At 47.2% G+C, this 13,193-nt stretch carries 12 protein-coding genes; 5 read left to right on the top strand and 7 right to left on the bottom strand.

The window, feature by feature from the left end; genetic code table 11:
- Nucleotides 1–534 precede the first annotated feature (534 nt).
- Together ASL11_RS01990 and ASL11_RS01985 are read left to right on the top strand one after the other, a co-directional pair.
- Nucleotides 535–1,065, top strand: coding sequence for a phosphatase PAP2 family protein (locus tag ASL11_RS01990; RefSeq protein ID WP_056609098.1), 531 nt, complete (start codon nucleotides 535–537; stop codon nucleotides 1,063–1,065).
- 15 nt (nucleotides 1,066–1,080) lie between these two features.
- On the top strand, nucleotides 1,081–2,196 hold the full coding sequence (locus ASL11_RS01985) for an MGDG synthase family glycosyltransferase (RefSeq protein ID WP_056609610.1): 1,116 nt from the start codon (nucleotides 1,081–1,083) through the stop codon (nucleotides 2,194–2,196).
- Between the two features lie 67 nt (nucleotides 2,197–2,263).
- Here the strand turns inward: ASL11_RS01985 and trmB are convergent, their stop codons facing one another.
- Nucleotides 2,264–3,031, bottom strand: a complete 768-nt coding sequence (gene trmB, locus ASL11_RS01980; protein WP_056609096.1) for a tRNA (guanosine(46)-N7)-methyltransferase TrmB — start codon at nucleotides 3,029–3,031, stop codon at nucleotides 2,264–2,266.
- A 148-nt stretch (nucleotides 3,032–3,179) separates the two neighbouring features.
- The gene (locus ASL11_RS37300; protein WP_056609094.1) at nucleotides 3,180–3,812 is read right to left on the bottom strand and encodes a WGxxGxxG family protein; all 633 of its coding nucleotides are present in this window, start codon (nucleotides 3,810–3,812) and stop codon (nucleotides 3,180–3,182) included.
- A gap of 268 nt (nucleotides 3,813–4,080) precedes the next feature.
- On the opposite strand from ASL11_RS37300, the gene ASL11_RS01970 reads away from it, so the two are divergent.
- From ASL11_RS01970 to ASL11_RS01960, 3 genes are all read left to right on the top strand, one after another.
- Nucleotides 4,081–5,070 (top strand): TIGR01212 family radical SAM protein, encoded by a 990-nt coding sequence (locus ASL11_RS01970; RefSeq protein WP_056609092.1) that lies wholly within the window; start codon nucleotides 4,081–4,083, stop codon nucleotides 5,068–5,070.
- 164 nt (nucleotides 5,071–5,234) lie between these two features.
- Complete coding sequence (locus ASL11_RS01965; RefSeq protein WP_056609091.1) at nucleotides 5,235–5,807, top strand: class I SAM-dependent methyltransferase; 573 nt, start codon at nucleotides 5,235–5,237, stop codon at nucleotides 5,805–5,807.
- 72 nt (nucleotides 5,808–5,879) lie between these two features.
- Entirely contained in the window at nucleotides 5,880–6,848 is a 969-nt protein-coding gene (locus tag ASL11_RS01960) for a type I phosphomannose isomerase catalytic subunit (RefSeq protein ID WP_056609089.1), read from the top strand.
- An 82-nt stretch (nucleotides 6,849–6,930) separates the two neighbouring features.
- Here ASL11_RS01960 and ASL11_RS01955 read toward each other — a convergent pair whose 3' ends face one another.
- The 5 genes from ASL11_RS01955 to ASL11_RS01935 all read right to left on the bottom strand — a co-directional run bounded on the left by ASL11_RS01955 (nucleotide 6,931) and on the right by ASL11_RS01935 (nucleotide 13,085).
- A complete protein-coding gene (locus ASL11_RS01955) occupies nucleotides 6,931–8,433 on the bottom strand; it encodes an IMP dehydrogenase (protein ID WP_056609087.1) in 1,503 nt (500 codons plus the stop codon).
- A 153-nt stretch (nucleotides 8,434–8,586) separates the two neighbouring features.
- Nucleotides 8,587–9,012, bottom strand: coding sequence for a pyridoxamine 5'-phosphate oxidase family protein (locus tag ASL11_RS01950; protein WP_056609085.1), 426 nt, complete (start codon nucleotides 9,010–9,012; stop codon nucleotides 8,587–8,589).
- A gap of 123 nt (nucleotides 9,013–9,135) precedes the next feature.
- Nucleotides 9,136–10,899, bottom strand: coding sequence for a B12-binding domain-containing radical SAM protein (locus tag ASL11_RS01945; RefSeq protein ID WP_056609083.1), 1,764 nt, complete (start codon nucleotides 10,897–10,899; stop codon nucleotides 9,136–9,138).
- A gap of 109 nt (nucleotides 10,900–11,008) precedes the next feature.
- Nucleotides 11,009–11,233, bottom strand: a complete 225-nt coding sequence (locus tag ASL11_RS01940) for a hypothetical protein (RefSeq protein ID WP_056609081.1) — start codon at nucleotides 11,231–11,233, stop codon at nucleotides 11,009–11,011.
- A 508-nt stretch (nucleotides 11,234–11,741) separates the two neighbouring features.
- Complete coding sequence (locus ASL11_RS01935) at nucleotides 11,742–13,085, bottom strand: FAD-dependent oxidoreductase (RefSeq protein ID WP_056609080.1); 1,344 nt, start codon at nucleotides 13,083–13,085, stop codon at nucleotides 11,742–11,744.
- Between the last annotated feature and the right edge of the window lie 108 nt (nucleotides 13,086–13,193).

Genomic DNA, 13,193 nt, shown 5'->3' with positions numbered 1-13,193 from the left:
TCGAAAAAGCGTCAGTTCTTTGATATTTGGGAGGTTCGCACACGCCGAATAGAGCATGCGCTTGAAATCGGGTCGAAAATGTCTTGTTTTCATCGTTTTTCATATATTGTGTACCAAAAGTTCACCATTTAGACGAACACTAGCTTTTCTATGTGGTGACGTCCTTATTATAAATTACTCAGCTATTCGCTGACAACTTTTGCTTAAATACCCTGTTAATGGATAGCTCTAACCACCATAACAACATTCGCATAACAAAGTCCTTAAGAGTCCGTCGTTCACAATTAGGACATATCAACCTAAGCTGTGGCGGGATATCCACTCCAAATTTCGGAAACACTAGCAAGATATACTACGAACTTGCCTGAGCCTGGTCGAAGTTAATTGCCATCCTACCATACAAATGTTAACGCCAGATTAGTGCAACATTAAATTGAATTTATGAATATTTATCATCCAGTTAATCCTCCACTAATAAACCCTTCGTACAATAAGGATAGAGAGCAATTCCAAGTTAGAAGGAGGCGGTTACTCATGAGCAGCAAAGTTGTCCATTGGCTTCAAGATCATGAAACACGTCTATTCCACTTCGTCAATCAACGGATCCAGCATCATTTCCTCGATCAATTCTTTACGAAGTTCACCCATTTGGGCGGTGCCACAGCATCCATTATGATCTCTTTATGCTTGGCCTGTTTTGGGCAAGGCTCACTGCGTATAGCTGGATTTCAAGCACTGCTGGCTTTAGCCATCAGCCATATTCCTGTTGCCATTATGAAAAAGAGATACCCTAGACTTCGACCTTATCTTGTTCATCCTCAAACGATTACACATAAAAACCCTCTGACGGATCACTCCTTCCCCTCTGGACATACCACGGCTATTTTCTCGGTTATCGTCCCTATCGTATATGCCTTACCCATGCTAGGACTGCTACTAATCCCTCTTGCCTTCGTTGTCGGTATGTCGCGGATTTACTTGGGACTTCATTATCCATCCGATTGTATCGTAGGTTGCTTGATTGGAACGACGATATCCGTAGTGACAATCGCATTCTGGGGGTAGAACATGGAACAAATATTGCGAAAAAGAAGAGTGCTTATCTTATCAGAAGGCTTTGGTGCCGGCCATACGCAAGCTGCTTACGCACTCGCCAGCAGCTTAGAACAGCGCTGTTCAACGATTGAAACCCGTGTTGTGGAGCTCGGTTCCTTCCTCCATCCTACGTTGGCACCTTGGATTCTCGGTGCTTATAAGAAAACAATTGCTGTGCAACCCAAATTGTATGGTCGCTTGTACCGCGCTCAATATCAAAAGTCACTTAATCCATTGACACAGCTCGCCCTTCACCGCATTTTCTATGCACAAACGGCAGCTATGATCAGACATTGGGCGCCGCAAGCCATCGTATGTACGCATCCTTTTCCCAGCGTGGTTGTTTCTCGGCTGAAAAGAGCAGGACTGCATATCCCCCTATGCACCGTTATCACTGACTACGATGTTCATGGAACATGGGTCAGCCGTGAGGTGAATAAATACATGGTGTCTTCCGAAGACGTGAAACATAAACTTATCGTACATGGCATCGCCGCCGCGCATGTCGAAATCACGGGAATCCCGGTACATCCCAGCTTCCGAGAAGTCCATGATCGGACATTGATTCGACAGCAATTCAATCTCTCATCGAAACCTACTGTATTGGTTATGGGCGGAGGTTGGGGGCTTATCGGCGGCGATTCATTGAGCGAGCATTTACTAACGTGGAGAGACCGAATTCAGTTTATTTTCTGCTTAGGACATAACCGTAAGGCGATTTCGAAGCTAGCGGCAGACCCGCGATATCAGCATCCCCATATTCACCTGCTCGGATTTACACAAGAGATTGGCAAGTTAATGGAAGTTTCAGACCTGCTCGTTACGAAGCCAGGGGGAATGACGTGTTCAGAAGGACTGGCCAAATCGATTCCCATGTTATTCTATGATCCCATTCCAGGCCAAGAGGAAGAAAACGTACATTATTTTACTAGACATGGTTTCGGAGAATCGATCCGGTCAGCGGATACGATCTCTCATTGGTTGTCCATGCTGGCTAGCCGCTATGCGGATGTTCAGGCCAAGCGCGTTTCTAATCAACATAGGAAGAGTCACCTGCCTGCGGGTGATGGTTCAGAAGTCATTCTCCAACTGTTAGGATAAAATTGAAAAAACAGACTATCCATGGCTGCTCGTTGGCAATACGGATTAGTCTGTTTTATTTACAAGTCTATTCAGCTGATTCTTTCGATTCAGCGGCTAGTGCGGATGCAGCGGCTTGCTTCAACTGTTCTTGATGTGTTGACAATGCTTCTTGTCCGATCACAACTTCAAGGCGGTGAATATTCATACCTTGTCCTGCGAATTTCGTTTCGTACTCCGTCATCACATGATCCGGATGAATGCCATCCACGTGAAGATTCAGCGAAATATTGCGCATTCTTAGACCCATATCCGCAAAGGAATTCAATGAAAATTCAAATAAGGATTGCGAATCGGTTTTTAAATGAATTTCGCCCTTATCGTTCAGAATTTGTTGATATTTGGCAACAAAACCTGGATGAGTTAGACGTCTGCGCGCATGCTTCTTCTTCGGCCACGGATCACTAAAATTCAAGTAAACGCGCTCTAGCTCACCTTCAGCAAATGCTTCTTCAATATGCTCGATATTGAACAACATCAGCCTTAAGTTTGGAATGCTAAGCACCACCGCATCTTCTTCTTTCTCCACGGTAATTTCATGGGCAACCTTAGCTTTCTCACTTGCCTTGCGAATCAATTCATCGTACATATCCACACCAATGAAATTGATATTCGGATATTTCTTACTCATTTCACTAATAAAGCGCCCTTTGCCCATCCCTAACTCGGCATGAATTGGGTTATTGTTTCCGAACAACTCGGACCATTTGCCCTTATAATCCTTGGCATTTAATACAACGAGTTCTTTTTGACGTTCTATATCTTCTCTGATGCCTTTTCTGCCCCGTAAACGCATTCTTCATTTGCCTCCTACACGTACATGCTTTCGAATACAAATCATAGACGATTCTATAAAAAAAATCAAAACTTTCCTCTAGTAGATGAATGGAAGAATGAAAGAAAACACCCTCCGGAATGGAAGGTGCTTCGCTCTTAGAAGATATTTATTTATAGCTTTCGTCTTTTCTTCTATTATTGCTTCGTAGACCAGCTAGGCCCAATAGCCCAACGAGACCTAGCCATCCCCAGTCCATATCATTGTCATTATCCGTTGTTGCATAAGCTCGATAAGAATTACCATTAGTGCTTGGTGTTGCAGTAGCCAGGCTTTTCGTACTCATTCTATCAACCATGTTTGCGCTGCGATCGACACCTCTCTCAATCGCATTGGCTCCGCGTTCGACACCTCGCTCAACCGCGTTAGCCCCTTTTTCAACTGGATTCGTTCCATATCCATTCATATGGTCCATAACGCCAGTGCCTCTCCCAGCTGTTCCATAGCCAGAATAGGTGTTTGGGGTCGTTAGATTCCCATTATAGACGCCGTTCGTTCCATTTCCACTAAAATTGCTGACGCCTGTCCCAAGCCCCACTCCTGGTGAAGTGGCATCGTAGTTACTTCCTGTATAGCCCGTTGATGTCGTAGTCCCCGTTGCCCCTGTCCCCAATGTCCCAATTGGTGATCCCGTTCCGACCGCATTTCCAGTATCCATGTGAGTTGCCTGAACACCTGCTGCCCCCATACTTAAAGCTGTTGTCAATGCTACCGCTAAAGTTATCGTACGAAACTTTTTCATGTAGTCCATTTCCCCTCTCAGCTCGTAATTGTGGTGCAAAGTTATCATGCTCGTAGTTGAGGGGTTTTATCGGGGAACTTGTTGGAAAGGCAGGGTTCGCTTTCATGCGTAGATTTCGCTACAATATAGATTGAAACAAAATAAACGAAACCGCCGTCCTCCAAAGACTTCTCACAGTGTTTATGGAGAAATATAGCCATACTATTAGGTGAAACGTATATGTTCTATATTTGAAAGCGAAGCAACAGAAAGAAAGGATACATGTCTTATGTCTACAATGATCCAGGAATCACCTCAGCTTTGGGGCGATAAACGTTTCCATACATGGAATTATGAAATGCGCGATGCGTTCGGAGGGAAAGTTTTCAAAGTCATGCTCGATGCTGGCTTCACCTGCCCGAACCGCGATGGCAAAATTGCAACAGGCGGATGCACCTTCTGCAGTGCACGTGGATCAGGAGATTTCGCAGGAAGTCGCCGCGACGATCTTGTCACACAATTTAATAAGATCCGCGATCTTCAGCATCAAAAATGGCCCGAAGCCAACTATATCGGCTATTTCCAAGCCTATACGAATACTTACGCGCCAGTTGAGGAGCTACGGGAGTATTATGAAGAGATTTTGAAGCAGCCTGGTGTTGTCGGCTTGTCTATCGCCACGCGGCCAGATTGCTTGCCAGATGATGTTATTGAATATCTAGCTGAATTGAATCAGCGCACTTATTTATGGGTGGAAATGGGTCTACAAACCGTCCATGAATCCACTTCCGTGCTCATCAATCGTGCCCATGATACGCAATGTTATCTGGAAGCTGTAGCTAAATTGCGCAAACATAATATTCGTGTGTGTGCGCACATTATTTATGGCTTACCTGGAGAAACCCATGAGATGATGCTGGATACAGGGAAAGCTGTCGCTCAGATGGATGTGCAAGGCATCAAGATTCATTTGCTCCATCTCATGCGCAAAACACCAATGGTGAAACAATACGAAGCTGGTTTGTTACAGTTCTTGGAGAAAGATGAGTATGTGAAACTGATCGTGGATACATTGGAGATATTGCCACCAGAGATGATCGTTCATCGACTCACGGGAGATGCCCCGCGGGATCTACTGATTGGACCGATGTGGAGTCTTAAGAAGTGGGAAGTGTTGAACGCTTTTGATAAATTGCTCACGGAACGAAATACATGGCAAGGAAAGTATTGGACGGGAAAAGAAAACGTTGAGGCATCACTGCCCACTAGCCATGCGTGAAAACCAGCGTGAGAATCTTATTGATCGTGAAACCGAATAGAAGAACCCTATTCCGCAACTTGGCGCTTAAGTGAATTTTTGTACAATTAGCGTCTCTCGTTCCTTATTTCCTGGGAAATTGTCGAGAAATGCGTTAGCAAGCAATCATTGGAGGCACTCAACACATGGGATTTGTTTCAGTTCTAAGTTATGTACACCAGCTAATCGGGCAGCGCGTTGGGCCTGGTGATACTGTTATTGATGCCACGCTTGGCACTGGCGTAGACGCCTTGTACATGGCGAAGCTCGTCGGTGCTCGTGGCAGTGTCTACGGTTTCGATATCCAGCAGGCCGCGCTGGATCAAACACAGCAGCGTCTGGCAAAAGAGCTGCCAGACGCCCAAGTACACATGAGCTTATGCAGCCATGCGCTCATGGAAGCGGCAGTGCCGCAAGACCGCCACGGCAAGGTCGCCGCGGTCACTTTCAATCTCGGCTACCTGCCAGGAGCCGATACAGCCATAATCACGGAGCAGGCATCGACGATTCCTGCTCTTGAAGCTGCCCTCCGCCTGCTGCGCAAAGGCGGAATCGTGACCATCGTGCTGTACAGCGGGCACGATGGCGGGTCTGAAGAAGCCGCAGCGGTTGAACGCTGGGCAGAGAGCTTGCCGCTCGCAGCGTTTCAAGTGCTGCGGTATCAATTTGCCAATCGCAGCGCCTCCGCGCCGTATCTCTTAGCTCTAGAAAAAAGATAGCCACATGATATAATGCTAGAGTGGTATAAATGACAGAATGATAGAATAGACTAGGGGAAAGTAGGGATTGTTTTGAAATCATACCCGTTACAATTTCAACCTGAAATGAAAGAACGTGTTTGGGGAGGCAGAACCCTCGAACGATTTGGCTTTAAGCTGCCGGAAGGCGCCATTGGCGAAGGCTGGATGATCGGCGATCACCCGAACGGAACAACGAAAGTCATCAACGGCGAGTTAGCTGGCTTAGGTTTAGACGAAATTCGTGAAAAGTACGGCAAAACATTATTCGGGACCAAAGGTTTTTCCGAGAAAAATGGCCGGTTTCCACTATTAATTAAATTGCTAGATTGTGAAGACGATCTATCTGTTCAGGTTCATCCCAATGATCACTACGAGAACCTCGCGGCTGGTGAACTTGGCAAAACAGAAATGTGGTATATTCTCGATGCTAAGCCAGGCGCTAAAATTATATATGGCATGAAAGACGGTATAACACGGGAAAGCCTTGCAGAAGCTATTGCGGAGAACCGCATTATGGATTGTTTGCAAGAAGTACCTGTTGAAGCTGGAGATTCCTTCTACATACCGGCTGGTACGGTTCACGCGCTTGGCGCGGGTGTACTAGTAGCCGAAATTCAACAAAATTCGGATACAACGTACCGGTTGTATGATTACAACCGTCCAGGCTTAGATGGCAAAATGCGTGAGCTTCACATCGAGGATTCCCTCAATGTCATCGCGTATGAAGGATCAGGCTCCACCCGCATGAAAACAGATTTAGAGGAAGCAGGCACTTGGTTGACGCTAGCATCCTCTCCTTTTTTCACCGTAGAAAAAGGTCTGGTAGGACCGCAATGGGAACTCACGACAACACCAGATAGCTTCGTGATCCTTGTGATTGCAGATGGCAACGGGACGTTGCAATGGGCAGACGGTCAAATTGCGACGAAGCCAGGCGACTGTTTCTTGCTGCCTGCTGATTTGGGCAGTTACTCACTTGAGGGCAGCATGACGGTGATTCGCAGTTATTTGCCTTCGTAGATATTCGTTATCAAAAAAATAAAAAAGCTCTCTGATAGCAGCCGCGGTTGTCGGGCACTGTCAGAGAGCTTTTATATTTATGCTAACCTTCTTCCGAAAGGCTGCTTTCTTTAAGGATTACGTCATGTGCTCCGCCCTCAACTAGGCTTGTTGCGGATACGAGAGCAATTCTCGCATTTGCTTTCAGCTCGTCCAGCGTCAAGGAACCACAGTTGCACATGGTAGATTTAATTTTACCCAGCGTCTTGTCCAAGTTTTCTTGCAGACTTCCCGCATAAGGAACGTAGGAATCCACACCTTCCTCGAACAAGAGCTTGCTCTTGCCACCAGTGTCATAACGCTGCCAGTTACGAGCACGATTGGAGCCTTCACCCCAATATTCTTTCACGAAATTGTTACCCACTTTAAGTTTTCTAGTTGGGCTCTCATCGAAACGCGCAAAATATCTGCCCAACATAACGAAGTCAGCACCCATCGCCAAAGCAAGGGTTACATGGTAGTCGTGTACGATACCACCATCGGAGCAAATCGGAATATACGTACCCGTTTCTCTGAAGTACTCATCTCTCGCTTCAACAACCTCCATCACAGAGGAAGCTTGGCCGCGGCCAATACCCTTTTGTTCCCGCGTAATACAGATGGAACCGCCGCCGATCCCTACTTTAATAAAGTCAGCACCTGACTCAACCAGGTAGCGGAAACCTTCGCGATCAACAACGTTACCCGCACCAATTTTCACATCAAAATTCTGTTTCACATACTGTACGGTCTCATGCTGCCATTCGCTGTAACCGTCAGAGGAATCGATTACGAGAATGTCTACGCCCGCTTCAACAAGCGCAGGAACTCTCTCCGTATAATCCTTTGTGTTGATCCCAGCGCCGACAATGTAACTCTTATTCTTATCAAGTAGTTCCATCGGGTTCTCTTTGTGCTCATCATAATCTTTGCGGAAAACAAGCGTATCTAGATTCCCGTTGTCATCCACAATCGGCAAGCAGTTCAGCTTATGATCCCAGATTAGGTTGTTAGCTTCCGAGAGCGAAATACCGGATTTACCATAAATTAATTTCTCAAAAGGTGTCATGAACTCCGAAATTGCACGATCTAACGGATCGCGGCTCTTGCGGTAGTCACGGCCTGTTACGATCCCCAGCAATTTTCCGTTCGCTGTGCCATCATCAGTGATCGCAACGGTGGAGTGCCCTGTCTCTTCTTTCAAAGCTAGTACATCACTAAGTGACTGCTCAGGTTTCAGGTTGGAGCGGCTTACGACGAAACCAGCCTTGTACCCTTTTACCTTACGCACCATCTGTGCTTGCTCTTCAATCGACTGAGAGCCGAAAATAAACGAAATCCCGCCACTACGCGCCAGTGCAATAGCCATTCCATCATCGGATACGGCTTGCATAACAGCAGAGGAAAACGGGATATTCAGTGAGATTGCTGGCTCCTCACCCTTATTAAATTTAACTAAAGGTGTCTTCAACTTTACATTTGCAGGTGTGCAAGCCTTCGTCGTTAGATTAGGAATCAACAGAAACTCACTAAACGTACGCGATGGTTCCATATAATACGTAGCCACTTTACAATTTCCTCCTAAAATAGGGATCTTTGAGCGCAGCTCAAAGTCTCTCCTTTGATTGATCCATAGGTAAATTTTTATAATCTTATCACTGAACCTTGCCTGTGGTCAATGGATTTTTTAGGGAAATGTTCAGTAGGCTACGAGACGGTGTTATTTCTTCCAAATTTGGGGTTCAGAACCCTTGCTCGAATATTCAATATACGACGGTGAAATGTCCATCACAACATAGTTAGGATCGTGCGGCCCGTCAAACCATTCTTTCATCTCATCGGTCCATAGCTTCTCGCGAAGTGCATTGTCCGAAGAGATCTTTGCCGTAGCTTGGATTTGCAAAATGTTCGGCGTAGACTTGCCGTCATATCCCACTAGAATATGCACGTGGGGATTTTCTTGGAGTTCCTCAACTTTATCTGTCTTCTTACTTGTCGTTAAATAAATCTCCAGCCCATCGTGAAACAAAGCCATATAACGCACCTTCGGCTTGTTACCGTCAATCGTCGCAAAGGAGCACACCTGATTAGCGTTCAGCACTTGAATGATTTGCTCTTCGAGTTGTGTTTTTTTCGTTTCGATCATAGTTAGCTCTCCTCTCAGTCTCAAACTGCTTTAACTACCCTAGATTACCCATATGGGCGCGTGTTCAATCGTTTTATGCGAAAAAAATCCCCCTCACGCTAGGCGTGAAGGGGCATGGAAGGGTTAAATCGTTGCCAGCTGCTGCAGCGGCATCGTATAGTAGGACGCCGGCTTCTGTGCGTCCGGCGGGAAGTGCACGACAAGCAGCTCCTTGCTGCTTTCGTCGATGTAGCCACTTTGCAGATACGTCTGCAAAGCGAACGGTAACACCTCAAGCATAGCATGCTTGTGGAGGTCTTTCTCGTTGATGCGGAGGCTCTGGAAGTCTCCGCTGACGAGCTCAGGCTGCTCCGCAATCAGCTTGAGGTACGCATTCTGTTCGGACTTCTCCAAGGTGAAGTCCCACCAGATTTTGCGCGGCTTATATTTGTGGCCGAGGAAGTAATCGAGCTTCATCAAGCCTTCGATGATGTGCATATTAGCAGTTCCGCGATGAAGCAGGAACTCGCGTAAGCGAGTGAACAGATCCTCAAGCTGATGCCCGATCTTCTGCCAGCCGCGGCCTTCCCAGAAGTCGCCGAACTCTTGAAAGAAATCGAACGCCGACGCGAATTCGTTGGCGATCAAGTGCTTCACCGTGTGATCCATGCGGTGAGCGTTCCAATATTTCTCGAGCACATCCTCCACGCGCTTGATGCGAATCAAGTCGGTGAACGGAAGGATGTCGTTGCCGAGAATCTCATAAGGTGCGTGATCCATATAAATATAGCCATATTTATGAGCATCGTTACGCATGCCTGTGCCGCGCAGCATTTTGAGGAAACCAAGTTGCAACTCTTCCGGTCCTAGCTCGAAAACGTCGTTAAACGTCTTACGGAACGAGTTATAATCCTCTTCCGGCAGTCCAGCGATGAGATCGAGATGCTGATCGATTTTGAGACTATTTTTCACCTTAGACACGGTACGGCTCAGCTTGAAGAAGTTCTGTCTCCGCTGCACGAGGTCATTCGTCGTATCATTCGTCGATTGCACACCGATCTCGAAACGGAACGTACCTGGAGGGGCATTTTCAGCCAGATAATCAAGCACCTCAGGTCGCATAATGTCCGCCGTAATCTCGAATTGGAACACGGTTCCACGGTGATTTTGGATAAGGAATTCAAAGATTTCCATTGCGTAGTCCCGTTTAATATTAAACGTACGATCCACGAATTTGATCAGCTTTGCGCCAGAGTCGATGAGGTACAGCAGATCCGCCTTGGTCCGCTCCATGTCAAAATACCGCACACCCACCTCGATACTCGATAGGCAGAACTGGCAAGAGAACGGGCAACCGCGGCTCGTCTCGAAGTAGACAACACGGTTCGCTAGGCTCGGAAGATCTTCCTTGAAGCGATGCGGCGAAGGGATCTCATCCAGCTTCAGCTTTGGTCTGCCCGGCATCAGAATCACTTCTTGCTCTTTGCGGTAGGCAACGCCATAGACGAAGTGGTATTTGCGGGTTGTAGAGATCTCGGTAAGCAGTTGGTGGAATGTCTCTTCCCCTTCGCCCATGACGATGAAATCAACCTCTGGAATGCGCTCCATCCAGTAGTCCGTGTCGTAAGAAACCTCGGGTCCACCAAGGACGATGAGGATTTCGGGTCTGATTTTTTTGATCATTTTGATAATGTGAATTGTCTCTTCGATATTCCATATGTAACAGGAGAAGCCCAGTACATCCGGTGCCTTCTGATAAATGTCGGAGACGACATTCATGACGGGATCTTTAATCGTATATTCAGATATCTCAACATCAAAATCCTTCTCGCAGAACGCTTTCAGATAGCGCAAAGCCAAGGAAGTATGAATGAATTTGGCGTTCAGTGTGGATACAAGTACTTTCATATGAAAAAAACCTCGTTCTATTCTGGGTTATCGTGCCTTCTAATTCTACACGAAAACCGCGGAAATACAAAGGTAAGCCCTCCCATTCGGGACAGTAAAACGAAAAACATTAAAGAACCATGTCATCGTCCAAATGGGGGACTTCATAGGGAAATTGCAGGTAGGAGGCTTCTTCGATGGCGTTTTTCCAGCGTTCGGCGTGGGAGTAAAGCTGCTGCTCGACTTCTTGGATTCTCTGACTGATTTCGCCGGCCGATTCCACCGGTTCACGTTGCAGCGCTTGTTGTAGAGTACTGCGTTCTTCGAACCATTGCGTTAATTGGTATAAAAGCATAGGAAACCACCTCTCACACGTAGGATATGTACGTGCTAGTGTTCCCTGATTTGCGGAGGCGTATTCGGATGAGGCGGGGCAGCACGTCATTGTGCATATACCACTGGATACATACAGTGAAACCCACAAATAGAGAGCTTACCATGCCCTATACATTGGATTTATCCAGTAGAAGGGCTCAATTTGGGCAGAAAAAGTAGTATTTTGAGGGATTTGAATGGATTTCTCCAATCAAACACAAATTCTGGCTACTTTTCAGAGCGTTCTATTGGATTTATCCAATGAGGAGCGGTTGGGGGACAGTTTGTGGTTAGTGAGTTGGTGGGTTGGTGGGTTGGTGGGTTGGTGGGTTGGTGGGTTGGTGGGTTGGTGGGTTGGTGGGGAGTTGGTTGAGGTTGAGGTTGAGGTTGAGGTTGAGGTTGAGGTTGAGGTTGGGTTAAGGCCGCTGGAAGGGGAACTCACATCGAAAACCCCCAGTGTCACAAGGCACTGGGGGTCTCAACTATATTTACTTCAACAAAGCTCCGTCCTTCTCAAGGACAGCTTGCAGCTCGGCGACGTCAATCTCCGCTGGCAGTACGCCGTGCTTCACAGCGAGTCCAGCTGCGGAGCCTGCGGCTTGGCCCGTGGCCATACAGCTTGGCGTGAGGCGCGTTGTAGCCAGCGCTTCATGCGTGGTCGAGATGCAGCGACCTGCGGTGAGCAGGTTTTCGATTTTTTGCGGCAGTAGGCAGCGGTACGGGATGTCGTAGGCGCCGTCCCCTTTGACCCACGCTGCGGTTACACCTTTGCCAGACGGATCGTGGATGTCGATCGGATAGCCACTGCGTGCGATCACGTCATCAAAATGGCGGCCCTGCACGACATCTTCCACTTGCAGTGCATATTGACCATCGATACGGCGCGTTTCACGGATACCAATTTGTGCGCCAACGTTGGAGATGGAGGCTTTTTCGAAGCCTGGCAAGTTATTGCGCATAAATTCAGCAACCATCAACACCTGTTTGCGCCCAAGCTCCTCGGCCTCTGTCAAGTCCTCTACATTGGTGCCATCTAGCCCCTGCACACGCGTAGTATTGACCAGTACTTCGTCATCCTCAGGACCTGTGAAGAACAGCACTTGATCGCGATTAATTGGAAGATTCGCTTCCTTCCAGTGTTTGAAATAGCCGAGTACACCAGAAAGAGGGAGATCAGCGAGCTCGGAGAAAGGCGTCTTTTTATAAAACTCATCTGGGTGGTCAATCATGTATTGTTTCACGGCAGGCAGATTCACACCGCGCATTCTGAATTTCATCGTCATTGGCTGTGTGGCTTTATCCCCGTCACGCCCTTTGAGACACGGCGCACCAGACAGATACGCGAGATCAGCGTCACCTGTTGTATCGATAAACACTTTGCCACTTACATCAATTCGGCCGGATTTGGACGTCAACTGCACCGATTGTATGCGATTGTCCACGGTCTCCACATGATCGACAAAGCTATGGAAAAGCAGCTTAACACCCGCTTCTTTGAGCATATCGACCGCAAGAACTTTATATATTTCAGGGTGATAAGGTGTGATCGTATTCACGAAACCAACCGTATCCCGAAGATGTCCCGGGGATGCGTTTATTGCCATGAGGCGGTCAATGATTTCTTGCGCGAGCCCTGCAATGACTTGTTTGCCATCCGTTGTATGAAACGTCATCCAAGGATACACAAGCGCCGCCGTCGACATGCCGCCAATAAAGCCGTATTTCTCGATCAAAACGGTTTTGGCCCCACTTCTTCCAGCTGCAATCGCCGCATTAACACCCGCTGGTCCTCCGCCTACTACAACCACATCTGCTTCTATCTGTTTGATCATCTAACTTCGCTCCCTTAGCTTAATTGTTGGTAAGTCACTTGCCTCTCAGTTGCTTGCTTCTCTCTTAGTGTAGTTTAAAATTAACCTTCTTTTTAGTTTAAATTTAGT

Origin of the sequence: Paenibacillus sp. Soil750, assembly GCF_001428045.1 — a bacterium.
In the GTDB taxonomy this organism is placed as follows: Bacteria; Bacillota; Bacilli; order Paenibacillales; family NBRC-103111; genus Paenibacillus_E; species Paenibacillus_E allorhizoplanae.
Note: the sequence above shows the minus strand (reverse complement) of the source record. Positions and strands in the feature narration are given on the sequence as shown.

Coding starts and splice junctions, on each gene's coding strand:
- ASL11_RS01940 (WP_056609081.1), bottom strand. CDS start 11,233: ATGCTTTTATACCAATTAACGCAATGGTTCGAAGAACGCAGTACTCTA.
- ASL11_RS01990 (WP_056609098.1), top strand. CDS start 535: ATGAGCAGCAAAGTTGTCCATTGGCTTCAAGATCATGAAACACGTCTA.
- ASL11_RS01950 (WP_056609085.1), bottom strand. CDS start 9,012: ATGATCGAAACGAAAAAAACACAACTCGAAGAGCAAATCATTCAAGTG.
- ASL11_RS37300 (WP_056609094.1), bottom strand. CDS start 3,812: ATGAAAAAGTTTCGTACGATAACTTTAGCGGTAGCATTGACAACAGCT.
- trmB (WP_056609096.1), bottom strand. CDS start 3,031: ATGCGTTTACGGGGCAGAAAAGGCATCAGAGAAGATATAGAACGTCAA.
- ASL11_RS01965 (WP_056609091.1), top strand. CDS start 5,235: ATGGGATTTGTTTCAGTTCTAAGTTATGTACACCAGCTAATCGGGCAG.
- ASL11_RS01945 (WP_056609083.1), bottom strand. CDS start 10,899: ATGAAAGTACTTGTATCCACACTGAACGCCAAATTCATTCATACTTCC.
- ASL11_RS01935 (WP_056609080.1), bottom strand. CDS start 13,085: ATGATCAAACAGATAGAAGCAGATGTGGTTGTAGTAGGCGGAGGACCA.
- ASL11_RS01970 (WP_056609092.1), top strand. CDS start 4,081: ATGTCTACAATGATCCAGGAATCACCTCAGCTTTGGGGCGATAAACGT.